Source organism: Dysosmobacter sp. HCP28S3_G4 (genome assembly GCF_052065175.1).
Lineage (GTDB): Bacteria > Bacillota > Clostridia > Oscillospirales > Oscillospiraceae > Oscillibacter.
On the sequence record NZ_JBQHUP010000026.1, the window covers coordinates 18,180 to 36,055 of the forward strand.

General features: G+C 61.2%; 15 protein-coding genes and 1 pseudogene. 9 read left to right on the forward strand and 7 right to left on the reverse strand.

The features are described 5' to 3' along the window. Positions 1-11: 11 nt before the first annotated feature. The 3 genes from ACTNBU_RS07765 to ACTNBU_RS07775 are packed head-to-tail and all read right to left on the reverse strand — an operon-like array spanning position 12 to position 2,203. On the reverse strand, positions 12-1,274 hold the full coding sequence (locus tag ACTNBU_RS07765; RefSeq protein ID WP_441032427.1) for a sodium ion-translocating decarboxylase subunit beta: 1,263 nt from the start codon (positions 1,272-1,274) through the stop codon (positions 12-14). An 18-nt stretch (positions 1,275-1,292) separates the two neighbouring features. Beyond that, positions 1,293-1,694 (reverse strand): acetyl-CoA carboxylase biotin carboxyl carrier protein subunit, encoded by a 402-nt coding sequence (locus ACTNBU_RS07770; protein ID WP_441032430.1) that lies wholly within the window; start codon positions 1,692-1,694, stop codon positions 1,293-1,295. Positions 1,695-1,735: 41 nt separating this feature from the next. Then, complete coding sequence (locus tag ACTNBU_RS07775; protein WP_441032433.1) at positions 1,736-2,203, reverse strand: OadG family transporter subunit; 468 nt, start codon at positions 2,201-2,203, stop codon at positions 1,736-1,738. Between the two features lie 258 nt (positions 2,204-2,461). Here ACTNBU_RS07775 and sfsA point away from each other — a divergent pair, with 258 nt between their 5' ends. The 3 genes from sfsA to ACTNBU_RS07790 all read left to right on the forward strand — a co-directional run bounded on the left by sfsA (position 2,462) and on the right by ACTNBU_RS07790 (position 5,810). Then, complete coding sequence (gene sfsA, locus ACTNBU_RS07780; RefSeq protein WP_441032436.1) at positions 2,462-3,142, forward strand: DNA/RNA nuclease SfsA; 681 nt, start codon at positions 2,462-2,464, stop codon at positions 3,140-3,142. 75 nt (positions 3,143-3,217) lie between these two features. Then, a complete protein-coding gene (locus ACTNBU_RS07785; protein WP_441032439.1) occupies positions 3,218-3,808 on the forward strand; it encodes a manganese efflux pump MntP in 591 nt (196 codons plus the stop codon). Positions 3,809-4,913: 1,105 nt separating this feature from the next. After that, entirely contained in the window at positions 4,914-5,810 is an 897-nt protein-coding gene (locus tag ACTNBU_RS07790; protein WP_441032442.1) for a radical SAM protein, read from the forward strand. Positions 5,811-5,879: 69 nt separating this feature from the next. On the opposite strand, the gene ACTNBU_RS07795 is transcribed toward ACTNBU_RS07790, so the two are convergent. Continuing rightward, positions 5,880-6,359, reverse strand: a complete 480-nt coding sequence (locus tag ACTNBU_RS07795; protein ID WP_441032445.1) for a 4Fe-4S single cluster domain-containing protein — start codon at positions 6,357-6,359, stop codon at positions 5,880-5,882. Between the two features lie 760 nt (positions 6,360-7,119). Between ACTNBU_RS07795 and ACTNBU_RS07800 the strand changes: the two genes are divergently transcribed. After that, positions 7,120-10,167, forward strand: coding sequence for an S-layer homology domain-containing protein (locus ACTNBU_RS07800; protein ID WP_441032447.1), 3,048 nt, complete (start codon positions 7,120-7,122; stop codon positions 10,165-10,167). 142 nt (positions 10,168-10,309) lie between these two features. Here ACTNBU_RS07800 and ACTNBU_RS07805 read toward each other — a convergent pair whose 3' ends face one another. After that, complete coding sequence (locus ACTNBU_RS07805; RefSeq protein WP_441032450.1) at positions 10,310-11,155, reverse strand: DNA-binding domain-containing protein; 846 nt, start codon at positions 11,153-11,155, stop codon at positions 10,310-10,312. Beyond that, on the reverse strand, positions 11,152-12,573 hold the full coding sequence (locus tag ACTNBU_RS07810) for an ATP-binding protein (protein ID WP_441032452.1): 1,422 nt from the start codon (positions 12,571-12,573) through the stop codon (positions 11,152-11,154). Before ACTNBU_RS07810 ends, ACTNBU_RS07805 begins: the two co-directional genes overlap by 4 nt. A gap of 259 nt (positions 12,574-12,832) precedes the next feature. On the opposite strand from ACTNBU_RS07810, the gene ACTNBU_RS07815 reads away from it, so the two are divergent. The 5 genes from ACTNBU_RS07815 (at position 12,833) to ACTNBU_RS07835 (ending at position 17,482) form a co-directional block, all read left to right on the forward strand. Next, complete coding sequence (locus ACTNBU_RS07815) at positions 12,833-14,029, forward strand: ABC transporter substrate-binding protein (protein WP_441032454.1); 1,197 nt, start codon at positions 12,833-12,835, stop codon at positions 14,027-14,029. Between the two features lie 79 nt (positions 14,030-14,108). Continuing rightward, positions 14,109-14,987, forward strand: coding sequence for a branched-chain amino acid ABC transporter permease (locus tag ACTNBU_RS07820; protein WP_441032457.1), 879 nt, complete (start codon positions 14,109-14,111; stop codon positions 14,985-14,987). 14 nt (positions 14,988-15,001) lie between these two features. Further along, positions 15,002-15,907, forward strand: a complete 906-nt coding sequence (locus ACTNBU_RS07825; protein ID WP_441032459.1) for a branched-chain amino acid ABC transporter permease — start codon at positions 15,002-15,004, stop codon at positions 15,905-15,907. After that, a complete protein-coding gene (locus ACTNBU_RS07830; protein WP_441032462.1) occupies positions 15,904-16,770 on the forward strand; it encodes an ABC transporter ATP-binding protein in 867 nt (288 codons plus the stop codon). Before ACTNBU_RS07825 ends, ACTNBU_RS07830 begins: the two co-directional genes overlap by 4 nt. A gap of 10 nt (positions 16,771-16,780) precedes the next feature. Further along, positions 16,781-17,482 carry an ABC transporter ATP-binding protein gene (locus ACTNBU_RS07835; RefSeq protein WP_441032464.1) on the forward strand — a complete coding sequence of 234 codons (702 nt, stop codon included), beginning with the start codon at positions 16,781-16,783 and terminating at the stop codon, positions 17,480-17,482. 141 nt (positions 17,483-17,623) lie between these two features. Here the strand turns inward: ACTNBU_RS07835 and ACTNBU_RS07840 are convergent. After that, positions 17,624-17,876 (reverse strand): annotated as a pseudogene (locus ACTNBU_RS07840) (hypothetical protein); the annotation flags it as partial.

Sequence of the window (17,876 nt, forward strand, 5' to 3'; positions counted from 1 at the left end):
TTCTGTCAGAATCAGCCGAACAGGCTCATGAGCACGCCGGCCGCGATGGCGGAGCCGATGACGCCGGCCACATTGGGGCCCATGGCGTGCATCAGCAGGAAATTCCGGGGATTGTCCTTCTGGCCAACCATCTGGGAGACACGGGCGGCCATGGGGACGGCGGAGACACCGGCGGAGCCGATGAGGGGATTGATCTTCTCCTTCAGGAACAGGTTCATGAACTTGGCCAGGAGCACGCCGCCGGCGGTGCCGCAGCCGAAGGCCACCACGCCCATGACCATGATCATCAGGGTCTTGGGGGACAGGAAGGTGGCACCGGTGGCGGTGGCTCCCACGGACACGCCCAGGAAGATGGTGACGATGTTGATGAGCTCGTTCTGGGCGGTCTTGCTGAGGCGGTCCATGACGCCGCTCTCACGGAACAGGTTGCCCAGCATCAGGCAGATGATCAGGGGCGCGGCGGAGGGCACCAGCAGGGAGACGAAGATGGCCACCATGACGGGGAACACGATCTTCTCCTTCTTGGAGACCTCACGCAGGGGCCGCATGACGATCTGGCGCTCGGCCTTGGTGGTCAGCAGCTTCATGATGGGAGGCTGGATCACCGGCACCAGAGCCATGTAGGAGTAGGCCGCCACGGCGATGGGGCCCAGCAGCTGGGGAGCCAGATGCGAGGTGACGAAGATGGCGGTGGGGCCGTCGGCACCGCCGATGATGCCGATGGAGCCGGCCTCAGCGGCGGTGAACATGCCGGACAGGCGGCAGCCCACATAGGTCATGAAGATGCCCACCTGGGCGGCGGCGCCCAGCAGCAGGCTCTTGGGGTTGGCGATCAGGGGGCCGAAGTCGGTCATGGCGCCCACGCCCATGAAGATCAGGCAGGGATAGATGCCCAGCTTGATGCCCAGGTACAGGATATCCACTAGGCCAGGAGTCAGGCTCTGACCCACGCTGACGGCGGCCAGCACCTCGGCGGACACGCCGAGACCGGACATCTCCGTCAGGAACTCCTGGGTGATAGGTGCGCCGCCGATGAGATCCCAGTGGATGTGTCCGCCGGCGAAGAAGATCTCATGGAACATATTGGCGCCGGGCAGGTTGGTCAGCAGCATGCCGAAGGCGATGGTGCACATCAGCAGGGGCTCGTACTTCTTGTGAACACCTAAGTACAGCAGGAAGCAGGCGATGACAATCATGATCAGGTTCTTCCAGCCGCCAACCTGGCAGAACTGGTAGAAGCCCGTGTCATGGATAAAGTTCAAAATTGCTTGCATAGCGTATTCTCCGGACTCTTACTGAATGACGCACAGCAGAGCGCCGGACTCCACGGCAGAGCCCTTGGAGGTGTTGATGGAAGCCACCTTGCCGCTCTTGGGAGCCATGATCTCGTTCTCCATCTTCATGGCCTCCAGGATCATCAGGACCTGGCCTTCCTCCACGCTGTCGCCCACGTTGACGTTGATGGACAGGATGGTGCCGGGGATGGGAGCGGTGACCTGCTCACCGGCAGCGGGGGCAGCGGCGGGAGCCGGAGCGGCCACGGGAGCGGGAGCGGGGGCAGGAGCAGCCACAGGGGCGGGAGCGGGGGCGGCCACAGGGGCAGCGGCCACGGGAGCGGCGGGAGCCGCGCCGGTCAGTTCTTCCAGTTCGATCTCGTAGACAGCACCGTTGACATTCACTCTGAACCTTCTCATAATTTTGTTCTCCTCTTTCCGTTTAATTTTATGATGATTTTTTAAAGAGAAATCTGCTTGATGGAGGTGATGCGGATACCGTTGACGGAGGTCCCCAGTGCTTCGGCCAGAGCGGCGGAAATTCCGGCGATCAGGGAGGGCTGGAGGGCCGCAGGGGCGGCGGAACCCGCCACGCGCTTGACGGAGGTGATGCGGATGCCGTTTACGGAAGTGCCCAGCGTCTCAGCCAGGGCGGCGGAGACAGCGGCGGTGACGGCGGGGGAGAGGGTCGCGGGAGCCGGAGCGGACACTGTCACGGGAGCGGCGGGAGCCACAGGTGCCGCTGCCGGCGCGGATGCCGGAGCGGGCGGGGCTGCCGCAGGCTTGACAGGCGTTGCCGGTGAGGTGGGGGCGTTGTTCCTGGGCCGCAGGATCGCACCCATGGCATAGGTCAGTGCGATGATACAGATCAGACCAAAGAACACTGTGCCGAGCCCCATCAGGACGACAAACAGGTTGGAATAATCCATTGAGAACCTCCTTAATAAAATGATTGGTTTCATTTTAACAATTTCCATCAAAAAAAACAATCGTGATTCGCGCTAATTTTTTGAATGAGGAAGCCAAAAAAAACCATGTCGATTGTCAAAAGTGAACAAAAAATGAAAGGTAAAAACGGATTATCTTGTTTTCCCTTTTGCGAAAAATTCACGTATAATTCAAAGAATATTTACTGACGTTTCCGGCGCAGCGCGCGGAACGCCGGACACAGGGGGGCTTTGAGGAATATGCGGTATGGAGTTGTGGTGCCGGGAACATTTCTGTCCCGGCCCAACCGGTTCATCGCCCACGTGGAGACGGCGGAGGGACCCCAGATCTGCCACGTGAAGAACACCGGACGCTGCCGGGAACTGCTGGTGCCGGGCTGCCGGGTGTATCTGGAGCAGTCGGACAATCCGGCCCGGAAGACGAAATACGACCTCATCGCCGTGGAAAAGGGAGACCTGCTGATCAACATGGACGCCCAGGCTCCCAATAAGGTCTTCCGGGAGTGGGCGGAGTCCGGCGGCTTCGACCCCGCCGTGACGGCGGTGCGGCCGGAGTACACCTACGGCGGCTCCCGGCTGGACTTCTGCCTGGAGACGCCCCGGGGCCTCCATCTGGTGGAGGTGAAGGGCGTCACCCTGGAGGAGGACGGCGCCGCCCGGTTCCCGGACGCCCCCACGGAGCGGGGCGTGAAGCATATCCGGGAGCTTCAGCGGGCGGTGTCCCAAGGGCTTGACGCGACGCTGTGCTTTGTGATACAAATGAAGGGAATCCGCTCCGTGGCGCCCAATGACGGGACCCATCCCGCCTTCGGCGCGGCGCTGCGGGAGGCGGCGGCCGCCGGGGTCCGGGTAGCGGCCTGGGACTGCGACGTCACGCCGGACAGTCTGACCATCCGCCGGCCGGTGCCGGTGATCTTATGACGGCGGGACGCATATCTGCGCCCGGCCGCACATCGAATATTGCATATCAACAACGAGAGCGGGGAATTGGATCGGATGTCACTTGCGGAACTGTTTCTCATCGGCGTGGGCCTCAGCATGGACGCCTTCGCCGTGGCCGTCTGCCGGGGCCTTGCCATGCGGAAGATCCGCTGGGGTCAGGCGCTGGCGGTGGGCCTGTACTTCGGCGGCTTCCAGGCCCTGATGCCCCTGCTGGGCTGGCTGCTGGGCTCCGCCTTCGCGGGATATATCCAGAACGTGGACCACTGGGTGGCCTTTGTCCTGCTGGCCTTCATCGGCGGCAACATGGTCCGGGAGGCCCTGGGCGGGGATGAAGACGAGCCCTGCGGCCCGGCGGGCTGTCCCGTGGACGCGCCGCTGGATCACCGGGAGCTGCTGCTGATGGCCGTGGCCACCAGCATCGACGCCCTGGCGGTGGGCGTCACCTTCGCGTTCCTGGAGGTGTCCATCGTCCCGGCCGTCTCCATCATCGGCGTTACCACCTTCTGCCTGTCCGTCATCGGCGTGGCGGTGGGCAATTTCTTCGGCGCACGGTACAAAAAGCGGGCGGAGCTCACCGGCGGGATCATCCTGATCCTGCTGGGCGTGAAGATTTTGCTGGAGCATCTGGGAATACTGGTGTTATGACGGGAGTGCCGGGGAAGCCCGGCGGCTTCAAAACCTCTTTCCCTGCGCGGGGGTACGGAGGTGCGCCCGTTCCGGGCGCGGGGAAGTGCGGTGAAGACCGCAGGCTTGCGGCTCCGCCGCGGGCAAAACCCCCATTCGTCGTCGGGTCAAACTGCGCTATATTCGGGACGCCCTGCGGGAGAAGGCATCCCTCATACCGCTCCGTTGCCCCCTTGCACACCGTCGCGGCATTGCGATTTCCGGCCCCTTCGGGTCCGCCAATCGCGCCGCTTCCTCGAAACCGGCTCGCTTTTTCCGCCGCTGGCGGCGCTTCGCCGCTTTCCTCTTCCCCACAAAACCCGCTTCGCTGGGCTTTTGTGGGGTGCCCCTCTCCGTGGAAAAAGAGAATGCGCCTTTTGATGGTGTAAGAGAAAAAGGCTCTGGCGGCGGCATTCCGGGCTTCGCCCGGAACGCTCGCGGCGCCTGTTACGAGGGTTTTGGACTGGTAGTAGCCGTGGGTTTTACCTCCAGTGTTTTCTCTTGACCGGAACGAAACTCCGGGTCCTGTCCGGACGCTCCGCCGTTCTTTTTTTGCTGCCGCACCCTGGCAGTTTGAGAGAGCTTGGCACCATTCTTTTGATACTGCCGCGGCAGCAAAACAGAAGCAGAGGGCATCCGAAACCACCCCTTCCACCGATCTCCCGTAACCGCCAAGGTGCGGCAGCAAAACAGAAGCAGAGGGCATTCGGAACCACCCCCAGCTTCCGAAACTGCCATACGCGGTTGAATGGACGCAATCCCTCAAGTCAGCATCCAAATAACCCCCGCAAAAGGCGGGAAAAGGCATTTCAGGCGGAGCCTGAAATGCCGCCAGCGTCTTTTCTCTTGACACCATCAAAAAGCGCTTTCTCTTTTCGGCGCAACCGAAAAGAGAAAGGGGGTTTTGAAGATGCCGGGCTTCCCCGGCACCCCCGTTCTAACGGGAAAAAGGTTCGTCCCCGCGGCGGAGCCGCAAGCCATCGGCCTTCGCCGCAGCCTCCCGCGCCCCGAACGGGGCGCACCTCCGCACCCCCGCGAGGAACCCTCAAAAAGCCCCGCGCCAGGGGCAAATCCATCCACCCCGACGATGAAAAGGAAAAAGGAGGAACTCATGCACTATTCCGGTTCTGTCTACCGTCCCCCCAGCGAGGCCCACAGTCTCATCGTCCAGGTGACCGTGGGGTGCAGCCATAACAAGTGCGCCTTCTGCAACATGTACAAGGACAAGACCTTCCGCATCGTGCCCATCGAGCAGGTGATGGAGGACTTGGCCTGGGCCCATAACGCCTGGCCGGGCATCATCCGCCGGGTGTTTCTGGCGGACGGCGACGCCCTGATCCTGCCCACGGAGCATCTGCTCCGGATCCTGGATTATATCCGGGAGAATCTGCCGGAGTGTGAGCGGGTGTCCGTTTATGCCAGCCCTAAAAGCGTCCTGAAAAAGACGCCGGAGGACCTGAAAACTCTCCGGGCGGCAGGCCTGGACCTGGCCTATCTGGGCCTGGAGACCGGCAACGAGGCCCTTTTGCAGAAGATCAACAAGGGCGTTACCGTGGCCCAGCAGATCGAGGCAGGACAGAAGCTGAAGGCCGCCGGAATCGGCCTGTCCGTGACGGCCATCAACGGCCTGTCCGGCACCGTGGGCTGGGAGGACCACGCCGTGGACACGGCCCATGCCCTCAACGCCATGCGGCCTGACTATATCGCTCTGCTGACCCTCCGTATTTATACCGGCACCCCCATGCACCAGTGGGTGCAGGAGGGCAGCCTGACGCTGCCCAACCCCATGGAGCTGATCCGGGAGACCCGGCTGTTCCTGACGGAGATCGACTGTCCCGGCGCCGTGTTCCGCTCCAACCACGCCAGCAACTATCTGGTGCTGGCGGGAACGCTGAACCAGGACCGGGAGGCCCTTATCAAAAAGTGCGACGACGCCCTCCACGGCGACGCGCCCCTGCGCCGGTTCGTGGAGCTGGGACACTGACGGTATCCTCAGAAAACGACAGGAGCCCGGAGACCCTGAAAAGGGTCCCCGGGCTCCGTTTTGTTTCCCTTATTCCGGCAGCAGGACTGCTGTTCCGGCGGCGAGGCTCTCCGCCACCCGGATGCACCGCTGGTTTCCGCTGCTCCGCCAGGGCAGGTCCGTCCGGGCCAGATCCGGACGGAAGGGGCCGTCCACCAGCACGTCCGTGGCCGCCAGCAGCGCCCGCTGGGCGTCGGTGCCGCCGGCCAGATCCTCAAAGGTGCGGCTGGTCCAGCACCACACGGTCTTTCCCTGGGCATGCACCGCCGTTGCCAGCGCTGCGCAGTCCTCCGCCTGATCGAAGGGCTCGCCGCCGGAGATGGACAGCCCCTCCACGTCCTGGGACTCCATCTGATCCAGCAGCTCCTCCAGGGGGAAGTCCACCCCGGCGCCGGGCCCCTGGGACGCCGCGCAGCCGGCGCAGTGATGCTGGCACCCCGGCAGCAACACCACAAACCGCTTTCCCGGTCCGTCGGAGACGGAACACTGTCTGATTCCCGCAATGACCATGATGTAAGCTCCTTTCCAGTGTGCTGAATATTCTGATGTTCCCATGGTATCATTCCGGAGGCGGCGCTGTCAAGCCGTGCCCCGGACGCCGTGCCCAGCGGACAGCCGCCGTCCCGGGGATGGCGGAGCGCCCGGCGGCAGGGATGAGGGGCAAAATGGAAAAAACGGAATATTTATTCAAAATTTGCAAATAAGTGGGAATCGCTGATGAAAAAGCGGAAGACGCCGCGGACGGAAGCCGTTTTCCGCCGCCCGGGCAGCCGGCGCCGCTGTGTTAAATTTGAAACAACAGTTGATTTGTATGGCACGGAATGGTAAAATATTAGGTACGATACAAATGCCCTCCCAATCTGCTGAAGACTGGGCAGAACCGTTGCTCACAACAAGTCCGGCGGAGGCGGCATGGGTATTGTGGACGCCGGCTTTCGGCGTTCAGCACACAGGTCGTGATGGGAGCGAGGACGCTCTGAGGGCGGGGACCGTACCGGCTGTGCCGGGGCCGGGCGGATGGCGATATCCGCGCGGCGCGGGCGGAGAGACACGGAGGGATCCCGCCGCGGAGCAGAAAGACTTTCGCGGAAGGCGGCGCTGCCGCGGCGGAAGACTGTCTTGGATCGCTGCTCCCGTGGGCCGCTGCCGTCCGGAGGGGGCGGCGGAGGACTCATCTTTATGGTGGTCCGAAGACAGGGAGGTGACTGCCCCGGCAACTGACCCGGTTTCACAGCGAAGATTTATCGTTTGAAAGTGAGGAGTGAAGAAAATGAAGAAGAGACTTTCAGCGATCGTCATGGCTCTGGTCATGGCGATGTCCCTGCTTCCTGTATCCGCACTGGCGGACGTGCAGGAGGACACACTGAAGCCCGCGGACAAGTACTACACGTATGCAGGCACGGAGACGACGGCCAACGCGGCGGACATCACGCTGTCCAAGACGGCGGAACGCGCTGTGGATGAGGCAGGCAATGTTTTGCCCGGCGTTTATAACGTCACCCTGACTGCCACGGCCAAGGAGAAGGTCACCCCGGTCCCCACCGAGGTAGTCTTTGTCCTGGACGGCTCCGGCTCCATGAATTTCTGCACGGATTCGGAGGGCTATATCAGCCATCAGCATAACAATAACCCGTTCAGCTTCGGGTACTGCAACTATGATTCCGGGACTGAAACCTGCGAGGTCCTGAAAAATAATGCCCATGTACATACATGGGACAAGAATAATGTTGCCTATTGCAGCCTGGTGAAGAACGGCAGCAGAACGAGCCGGTGGGTTTATGCCACCCAGGCCATTGCGGACATGGCGGGCAACCTGGGAACAGAGAACATTAGCTGTGAATATGTTCTGTACCAGGGTAGAATAGGCGGCTGGGTCGGCGGTCCGATCTCCGGCGGTTATGTCAATGCCAAGCTGCTGGGTGCCAATGAATCCTACAGTGACTACTCCCCTGAGGGCGGCACGTACCTGACGGCGGGTGTTGATGCTGCACTGGATTATTTCAACAGCAGCGCCAGCAACAGCAATGCCAACAAGATCATGATCATCGTCGGCGATGGCGAAAGCGACGATGGTTATCCCAAGGAGACCGAAAGGATCCCCTTTGTCGGCACCAGAACGACGGAGTTCGGCCAGTTCAAGAAGAACGGCGGCGAGGTCTACACCGTTGGCTTCACCTTCAGCAGCAGCAATTTCCACGCGCTGGCCACGGATGCCAATCATCAGCTCAACGCCAACAGCAGCGACGAGCTGAACATTGCGCTGGAGAAGATCAGTGAGCACATCAGCGGCCTGGTCACCGATCCCATGGGTCCCCTGGTGGATCTGGTGCAGCCCGAGGACGGCACCGGCGTCACGGTGACGGACGAGGATCTGCCCGCCGCCGCGGTCAATGGTTCCACCATCACCTGGAACGATGAGGGCGGCCTGGACACTGTGACCCTGACCTATCAGGTCACTGTCAAGGATGCCGAGAAGAAGGCCGGCGAGTTGGAGGTCTATCTGAACGGCGACGCCAAGCTGAACTACATCTATGACGGTGCGTCCCGCAGCGTGGCGTTCCCCCGGCCCTATGACACCTTTAAAGCGGCTACCCTGACCGTGGACTATCAGCTGAACGGCCAGACCGTGAAGACCGACAACGAGTGGCTGCTCCTGGAGCTGGGAGATAAATTTGCCACCGTGATCCCTGCTGTCGGCGATGAGATCACCATCGACGGCGTTACTTACTATGTGGTCAGCGCCGATGAGAAGCCCGTGCCTGAGAAGGCCATTGCGTATAACGCGCTGGTGACCCTGAGCACTACGGCACCCACGACTCCGACGGATCCCAGCGTCCCCACGACGCCCACGACTCCGACGGATCCCAGCGTCCCCACGACGCCCACGACTCCGACGGATCCCAGCGTCCCCACGACGCCCACGACCCCGACGGATCCCAGCGTTCCCACGACGCCGACGACCCCGACGACTCCCACCGAGCCGACGACTCCCACCGAGCCGACGACTCCGACTGAGCCGACGACTCCCACCGAGCCGACGACTCCCACCGAGCCGACGACTCCCACCGAGCCCACGACTCCCACCGAGCCGACGACTCCCACCGAGCCCACGACTCCCACCGAGCCGACGACTCCCACCGAGCCGACGACTCCCACCGAGCCGACGACTCCCACCGAGCCGACGACTCCGACTGAGCCGACGACTCCCACCGAGCCGACGACTCCCACCGAGCCGACGACTCCGACTGAGCCCACCACGCCCGACAATGTCGGCTACACGGTCGTGGCCCAGTACTACGACGGCGGCAATCTGGTCAATGAGACGCCCGTGGAGCTGACCAGCGGCACTGAGGTCGTCGGTGCCACCATCACCATCGTCCCGCAGGACAGTTGGGCGACCTATGGCGGCAAGGACGACTATCGTCTGACCACCTCCGATCTGAACCTGACCATCACGGCCGACGCGTCTGCCAACGTCCTGACCCTGCGCTATGACCGCAGCGACAACAGCTACAGCGGCGGCGGCGGAAACGGCGGCGGAACCGGCGGCGGAACCGGCGGTGGCGGTGGAAACGGCGGCTCCGCGCTGAACACCAAGGATCACTTCTCCTACATCATCGGCTACAAGGATGGTACTCTGCGTCCCAACGGCAACATCACCCGCGGTGAGGTCGCTACCATCTTCTTCCGTCTGCTGACCGACGACGCCCGCGAGGAGTACTGGTCTCAGACCAACGACTACACCGATGTGGCGCCTGAGAAGTGGTGCAACAACGCCATCTCCACTCTGAGCAACATGGGTGTCATCAGCGGCTACAGCGACGGTACCTTCCGTCCTGACAGCAGCATCACCCGCGCGGAGTTCTCCAAGATGGCTGTGAACTTCTTCGACTACACGGTGAAGGAGTATCAGGGCTACTTCCCCGACGTGGAGGAGTCCGACTGGTATGCCGTCTATGTGGAGGCCGCCAAGGAGATGAAGCTCATTGAGGGCTACACCGACGGCACCTTCCAGCCCGACAAGGCCATCACCCGCGGCGAGGCCTGCACCATCATCAACCGCACGCTGGGCCGCGTCCCCGACAAGGACCGGATGCTGCCCACCGAGGATATGGTGACCTGGACTGACATCTGCCCGCAGGTCTGGTGCTACGAGGCCATGATGGAAGCCACCAACAGCCACACCTACAACTGGGTGACCGTCAATGGCGAGAAGGTGGAGAAATGGGTCTCCGCAGAGGACCAACGCGACTGGGCCGCTCTGGAGAACACCTGGTCTACCGCTCATTCCGCTCCTGGCGGCGAGGTCGTGCAGTAACACAGCCTGGACCCCACCGTCTGCTGAGCGGACAGCCAACAGCACATAAGAGCGCTCCCCCTGACGCAGGAATGCGTCAGGGGGAGTTTTTTTGCCTGAAGCGGACGGCGGAGTGCGTGAACGGCACGTCCGCCCTGCGGTGTCAAAGGTCGCACAGCACCTGCAGCCCCTCGAAGAATTTGTCGATGGAGGGCCGGCCACCATAGGGGGATTTTCCCCGGAGCAGATCCATTTCGCTGCGGATGGCGTCAAAGTTGAACAGGGTGTGGGAGTACCGGTCGAAGATATCGCTGTAGTAGTCCTCAATGCCCAGGGCGGCGGTGTTGGTCAATCCACGGCGGATGGCCCGGCGGATGCGCTGCTTGACGATCTTCGGGTCCTCGCCCAGCTCCTCCGCGTAGGCGTTGAGGGTGGTCTTGCTGTTGTAGGGCTCCCCGCGCTTCTTCATCAACTGGCAGACGTTGATGATATCCTTGGTGCCGCTCTCGCCCAGCATCCCCACGGAGCCCAGGACCTTGCGGACCCTGCTGAGGGTGTTGTCCGCCGGCTCGGGGGGCGGCGTCTGGGCCGCGGGGGGAGAGGTGCCCATGACGCTGCGGATGCCGCTGAGGACGGAGGCCATCTGCCGCTTTTCCACCACCCGGCGGATGACGTTTTCAATCTCGATGAAGTTGTTGGGCTTGGTGATGTAGAACTCGATGCCGGCCTTGTAGGCGTCGGAGATCATATTTTTGTCCACTACCTGGGAGACCATGATGAAATCAATGCCGGGGTCGGTCTCCCGCACCTCACTGACCACGGTGATGCCGTCCTTCACCGGCATCAGCAGGTCCAGCACCACGATGTCCGGTTTTTTGGCCAGGATCTCCGCCACGGCCTTCTCAGAGTTGGTCTGGGTGCCGATGACCTCGCCCAGATTCCGGGTCTCGATGATGTTGCTCAATACCTTGACGGAGCTGATCAGATCATCCAGAATATAGAACTTCATACCGGTTCCCTCTCTCTCAGCGCAAAGTGCTTTTCCTCCAGCCCGGGTTCCGCTGTGGGGTCCACGGCGAACTGATCCGCCGGGATGCGCAGGGTGAAGATGGTCTCGCCTCGGCCGCGGCCGGAGGCGGCGACGCTGGCCACGCTGATATCGCCGTGGAACTGATCGGTCAGCAGGTCCTTCACCAGCGTCAGACCCAGGCCCCGGTTGATGTCGCCGGTCTGCTCATTGTACTTGGTGGAGAAGCCCGGCTCGAACAGCACATCCAGGACATCCTCCGGGATGCCCGGACCGTTGTCCCGGACGGTGATGACGCAGAACTTCTGGCTCGTGCCCACGGTCTCGGCGGAAAGCTCCTCGCCGCCGTCCTCATCGGGCTCGTCCCCGGTGTGCTCCATCAGCTCCCGGCACTGGACGGAGATCTCACCCCGGCGCAGCTGAGAGCCCTCAATGGCGTCCAGGCTGTTGCCCACCAGATTCCGCAGGATGCTCATAAAGGAGAAGTGGTTCTCAATGATGTAGTCCCTGTCGAAGCTGTATGCAAAGGAGATGGAGAGATGGCGGAGAGAGGCGTTTTTGTCCACGTCCACCGCCAGGATCTTCAGAATGTCCGACAGATGGAGACTGGTGCCCTTGAAGTCGCTGAGGAAGTTGTCCTGAAGGCCCATAATGACCCGGCGGTAGCCCTTTTTGATCTCATGGATGTCCTTGGCGATCTCCAGGGAGATGTTCTGCAGGCTCTTGGGATAGTTCTCCTTCTCCAGGGTCTTGTACAGCAGGAAGGCGTTTTTCATCACGTCCTCGATCTCGTTCATGTTCTTCTCCATGAAGTAGACCTCGCTGTTGAAGGTGGAGGCCATCAGCACCAGCTTTTTGTAGTTCTCCTCATGCTCCGCCTTTTCCAGCAGGGATTTGTACAGGTCCGAGGCGACGCACACCAGCAGAATGACGAAGCTCCGGACCAGGGCCAGGACGATTAGGCCGAAGAGACGCTCCAAGGTAAAGAACTGGTGGAAGATGAAAAACCGAACCAGCATCTCCACGCAGTTGGAGAGAAAGTCGCTGCCGGCCAGACGCAGATAGAATCTCCAATAGGGTGCGTAGCCCTGGGAACGGAACAGCACACCGAAGATCAGGGCATAGGAGAAGAAGAACGCCATGTCCGGCAATACCAGGCGGGCGGCATCCAGCAGAGCTTCTCCCTGCCACAGCACGATGAGCAGACGCACCAAGGGGGAGAAGATGCCGACAAGGAAACAGGCTTTGATGCAGTCCAGATCCTTGAAGAGATAGAGGAAGATCCCCATCATCACCACGGAGAGGGCGATGATGAAGCCGTCCACAAACATGTTGACATAGATCTGGGACGCGATGGAACTGGCGGCCACCATCAGGAAAAGTCTGGATCTTTTGTGCATGGCAAAACTCCCCCCTTTATGAATAGTATACCTGCTTCCATTGTAAAAATCAAACAGAAACGAGCCGCTTCTGTTGAATCTTTTTGAAGATTTTGACGACTTTTTGAAGCTGCATGAGTCTTTTTGAAGACCGGTGAAGTTTCCCGAATCTGCCGCGTATAGTGGAATCACGGAAGCATCGTCCCGGCAGACATCAGGTTTCACCCCTCCGTCGGACAGGTCCGGGGAGGGACCGTGAAAACAAGAGAGGAGTAATGGTATGAAAAAGTTGTTATCCGTTCTACTGGCATTGGCAATGGTGTGCGGCATGACTGCCTGCGGCAGCAGCGGCGGAACCGGAGGAAGCGCCGCCGCGGACGAGGGCACCATCAAAGTGGGCTGGATCGGCGCCCTGACCGGTGACCAGGCACCCTGGGGCACCTGTGAGAGTCAGGCGCTGCAGCTGTACATCGACAAGCAGAACGAGGCCGGCGGCGTGCTGGGCCGTCAGCTGGAGCTGGTGAAATACGACACCAAGGGCGACGCCAATGAGTCCGTCAACGCGGTGAAGCGGCTCATCGCCAACGACAAGGTCTGCGCCATTCTGGGACCCAACGCCTCCGCGGCGGCCATCGCCATCAAGGGTGCGCTGAACGAGGGCAAGGTGCCTGATATCGCCACCGTAGCCACCAACCCGGCCATCACCGTCAACGCGGACGGCTCCGTCAACGCATACAACTTCCGCGTCTGCTTCACGGACCCCTATCAGGGCGCCGTGGCCGGCGGCTACGCGGCTGACGAGCTGAAGGCCAAAACCGCCGCCGTGCTGTACGACGTGGCCAGCGACTACTCCCAGGGCTTCACCGAGTACTTCATTGAGACCTTCGAGTCCAAGGGCGGCACGGTGGTTGCCAAGGAGGGCTTCAAGGCCGGCGACACCGACTTCCGTCCCCAGCTGACCAAGATCAAGGAAGTTGATCCCGACGTCATCCTGATGCCCTACTTCTACAAGGAAGTGGCCCTGTCCGCCAACCAGGCCCGCGAACTGGGCATCGACGCGGTCCTGATGGGCGGCGACGGCTGGCCCTCCGACACCCTGTTTGAGATGGCGGGCAGCGCCATTGAGGGCAGCTACGTGGTCAACCACTTCGACTACAACGATCCCGCCGCGTCGGAGGTCACCGAGGCCTACACCGCCAAATACGGCGTCGCGCCGGAGATTAACGCCTACATGGTCCATGACGCGTTCCAGCTGCTGATCGCCGCCATCGAGAAGGCGAACAGCGCGGACTCCGAGGCCATTGCCGCGGCCCTGACCCAGGTAGAGGTGGCCGGCGTCACCGGCACCATCCATCTGGGCGAGGACACCCACGATCCCGTGGGCAAGGAGGCCGCCATGCAGCAGATCGTCAAGAGCGATTCCGCGGCGGACGGCTATGAGTACAAGTTCATCATGAAGTACTCTCCCGACAAATAAGCGGCACGCACAGCAAAAGGGGCAGCGCAGTCTGCCCCTTTTTTAAAAAGAACCTCTCAAGAGAAACGGAGGGAATACCTTGAACGTATTGATCCAACAAGTCATCAACGGCCTGTCCATCGGCAGCATCTACGCGCTGATGGCCGTGGGCTATTCCCTGGTATACAGCATCCTGAACTTCTCCAACTTCGCCCACGGCGGCGTCATCATGCTGGGCGCCTACTTCGGCCTGTACGCGGTGAGCCTGCTGGGCCTGCCCTTCCTGGGGGCGCTGATCGTGGCGGCGCTGCTGGCGGGACTGGTGGCCGTGGTCCTGGAGAAGGTGGCCTACCGCCCCCTGCGGAAGCGGAACGCGCCGCCTCTGTACTTCATCATCTCCGCCATGGGCGCGTCCATCTTCCTGGAGAATCTGGTCATCGTCACCATCGGCCCCACCTTCCGGACCTATCCCCAGATCATCTCCAACGAGCCCTTCACCTTCGGCAGCATCTCCGTCAGCCGCATCGACATTCTCATGTTCGTCATCACCGCCGTCAGTCTGGCGATCCTGATGTTCATTATCGAGAAGACCAAAGTGGGACTGGCCATCCGGGCCTGCGCCTACAGCGCCAGAGGCAGCAACCTCATGGGCGTCAACGTCAACCGGATCATCTTCGTCATCTTCCTGCTGGGCGGCATCCTGGCCGGCATCGCCGGCATGCTGTTCGGAATGAAGTACACGGTCTATCCCCAGATCGGCGTCATCACCAACAAATCCTTCGTGGCGGCGGTGTTCGGCGGACTGGGCAGCCTGCCCGGCGCGGTGGTGGGCTCCATTCTGCTGGGCCTCATCGAGACCTTCGGCGCGGGCTACATCGCCTCCAGCTACCGGGATCTCATCGCGTTTTCCCTGCTGATCGTGGTGCTGGTCATCAAGCCCTCCGGCCTGATGGGCAAGGTCACGGAAGACAAGGCGTAAGGAGGTGGAGATCGATGTTCAGTTGGTTTTACATTGAAGGCATCCTGATCCTGGTAGGCGTCAACCTGATGGTGGTGCTGGGACTGTCCCTGCTCACCGGCTTCACGGGCCTGTTCTCCTTCGGACACGCCGGCTTCATGGCCATCGGCGCCTATGTCTCCGCCGTCTGCACCCTGCGCTACCACATCCCGTTCCTCATTGCCATGCTGATCGGCGCCGCGGCCGCCATGATCATGGCCTTCCTCATCGGCTATTTCACCCTGGGCCTGAAGGGCGACTACTTCTGCATCGCCACACTGGGCTTCGGTGAATCCGTGCGCCTGATCTTCGACAACCTGGAGTTCTTCGGCGGCGCCAGAGGCCTGTCCTCCATCCCCATGGTCACCACCTTTGAAATGGTGGCGGTGATCTGCTTCCTGGCGGTGGTGGCCATGGTCCTGCTGATCCACTCCCGCCACGGCCGGAACATGATCGCCATCCGGGAGGAGGAGCTGGCCTCCCAGGCCATCGGCATCAACGTGTTCCGCTACAAGATGATCTCCTTCGCCATCTCCGCCGCCTACGCGGCCATCGGCGGCGCCATGTACGCCCACTATCTGGGCTATCTCCAGCCCCTGATGTTCCAGCTGACCAAGTCCACGGAGCTGACCATCATGGTGATCTTCGGCGGCCTGGGCAGCATCGGCGGCAGCGTGGTGGGCGCCTTCTTCCTGACGTTCATTCCGGAGCTGTTCCGTGCCTTCGCCAGCTGGCGTCTGGTGATCTACGGCGCGGCGGTCATCCTGGTCATGATCACCTGCCCTCAGGGACTCATGGGCGGCAGAGAGTTCACGGACGTCTTCCGCTGGATCAAAAAGAAGCTCACCGGTAAAAAGGACGAAAACGCCGCCGTCCTGCAGGAAAAGGGTGGACAGAGATGAGAGATGTATTAAAGCTGGAGCATGTCACCAAGCGGTTCGGCGGTCTGACCGCCGTGGGTGATGTGAGCTTCACCATCAAAGAGGGGGAGATCTTCGGCCTCATCGGCCCCAACGGCGCCGGAAAGACCACCATCTTCAACCTGATCACCGCCGTCTATACCCTGACCGAGGGCACCATCACCTTCGGCGACAGGGTCATCGCCAGAGCGGACCCCTACGGCAGCGGCTTCATCGAGGGCATCAAGCGCCGGTTTTTGTGGCATCCCCTGAAGCCCTTCCAGATCGCGGAGCTGGGCATCACCCGCACCTTCCAGAACATCCGCCTGTTCAAGAAGCTGTCCGTCTATCAGAACGTGCTGACGGCCTGCCACAGAAGCGCGGACTACGGCCTGGCGGTGTCCTTCCTACCCCAGAAGATCCCCTTTACGAAAATCGTGCTGCCCTGGGCGAAGAAGATCTCCCGCCAGGAGGACGCCCTGCGGGAGAAGACCGAGAACCTGCTGAAGATGATGGGCCTGTGGGATTACCGGGAGATGGCCGCGGCCAACCTGCCCTACGGCCTGCAGCGGAAGCTGGAGATCGCCCGGGCCCTGGCCCTGGACCCCAAGCTGCTGCTGCTGGACGAGCCGGCGGCGGGCATGAATCCGGAGGAGACCATGGCCCTGCTGGACCTCATCCGGGAGATCCGGGACCGGTTCCACCTGACGGTGCTGATCATCGAGCACCACATGGACCTGATCATGAATCTCTGCGACAGGATCTACGTGCTGAACTTCGGCAAGTTCCTGGCGGAGGGCGTCCCGGCGGACATTCAGAACAACAAGGACGTGGTGGAAGCATACCTGGGAAAGGCGGATGAGTGAGATGAGCGAGATGCTGAAAGTCAGAGACTTAAACGTGTATTACGGCGGCATCCATGCCATCCGCGGCGTGGACATCGACGTGAGACAGGGCGACATCGTCACCATCATCGGCAGCAACGGCGCAGGAAAATCCTCCCTCCTCAACGCCATCAGCGGCATCGTCAAATACCACGGCTCCATCGAGTTCCAGGGAAAACCGCTGCCCACCCAGCCCCACAACGTGGTGAAAAGCGGCATCTGCCAGGTGCCGGAGGGCCGCATCATCTTCGCCAACCTGACGGTGCAGGAGAACCTGAAGATGGGCGCCTACCTGCGGAACGACGCCAAGGGCATCCAGGCGGATTTCGAGCGGGTCTACACCCTGTTCCCCCGGCTGAAGGAGCGGGAGAAGCAGATCGCCGGCACGCTGTCCGGCGGCGAGCAGCAGATGCTGGCCATGGGGCGGGGCCTGATGTCCTCCCCGGAGCTGATCCTGCTGGATGAGCCGTCCCTGGGCCTGGCACCCCTGCTGATCAACACCATCTTCGACATCATCAAGGAGATCAAGGCCATGGGCAAGACGATTCTGCTGGTGGAGCAGAACGCCTTCAAGGCCCTGTCCGTGGCGGACGAGGTGTACGTGCTGGAGCAGGGCGTCATCACCGCCTCCGGCCACGCCCGGGACCTCATCAAGGACCCCAAGATCCAAGAGGCCTATCTGGGCAAGAAGTGATATCCGGAAAAGGAAAGTCCCGGCGGATGGCAGGTGTTCGTAAAACAGCGTTAGCCAAATAACACGAAATGAGCATCCGTCAGACAGGATTGGTCAACAAAAAACACGCCATATTCATGGTGATATGGCGTGTTTTTCTGCTTATTTGTGTTTCCGTTTCCCTTTTCCATGCGGCTGGTATGGCCGTGCCTTGCCACGCTGGTTGGCAGGGCTTTTCATGTGTTTGGATAGCTTTAATACTTCAATGAGATTGATGAATTGCTCCTTGGTAATGGCATCGTAGTCGGGTCTGTCCCAAATTCTGTGTAAACACCGAAATGCGGTGCAAATAGAGCAAAATATATTCAAGGTGGAAGTGGTGCAAGCTGCTGCCGCCTTGTTTTCAAAATAACAG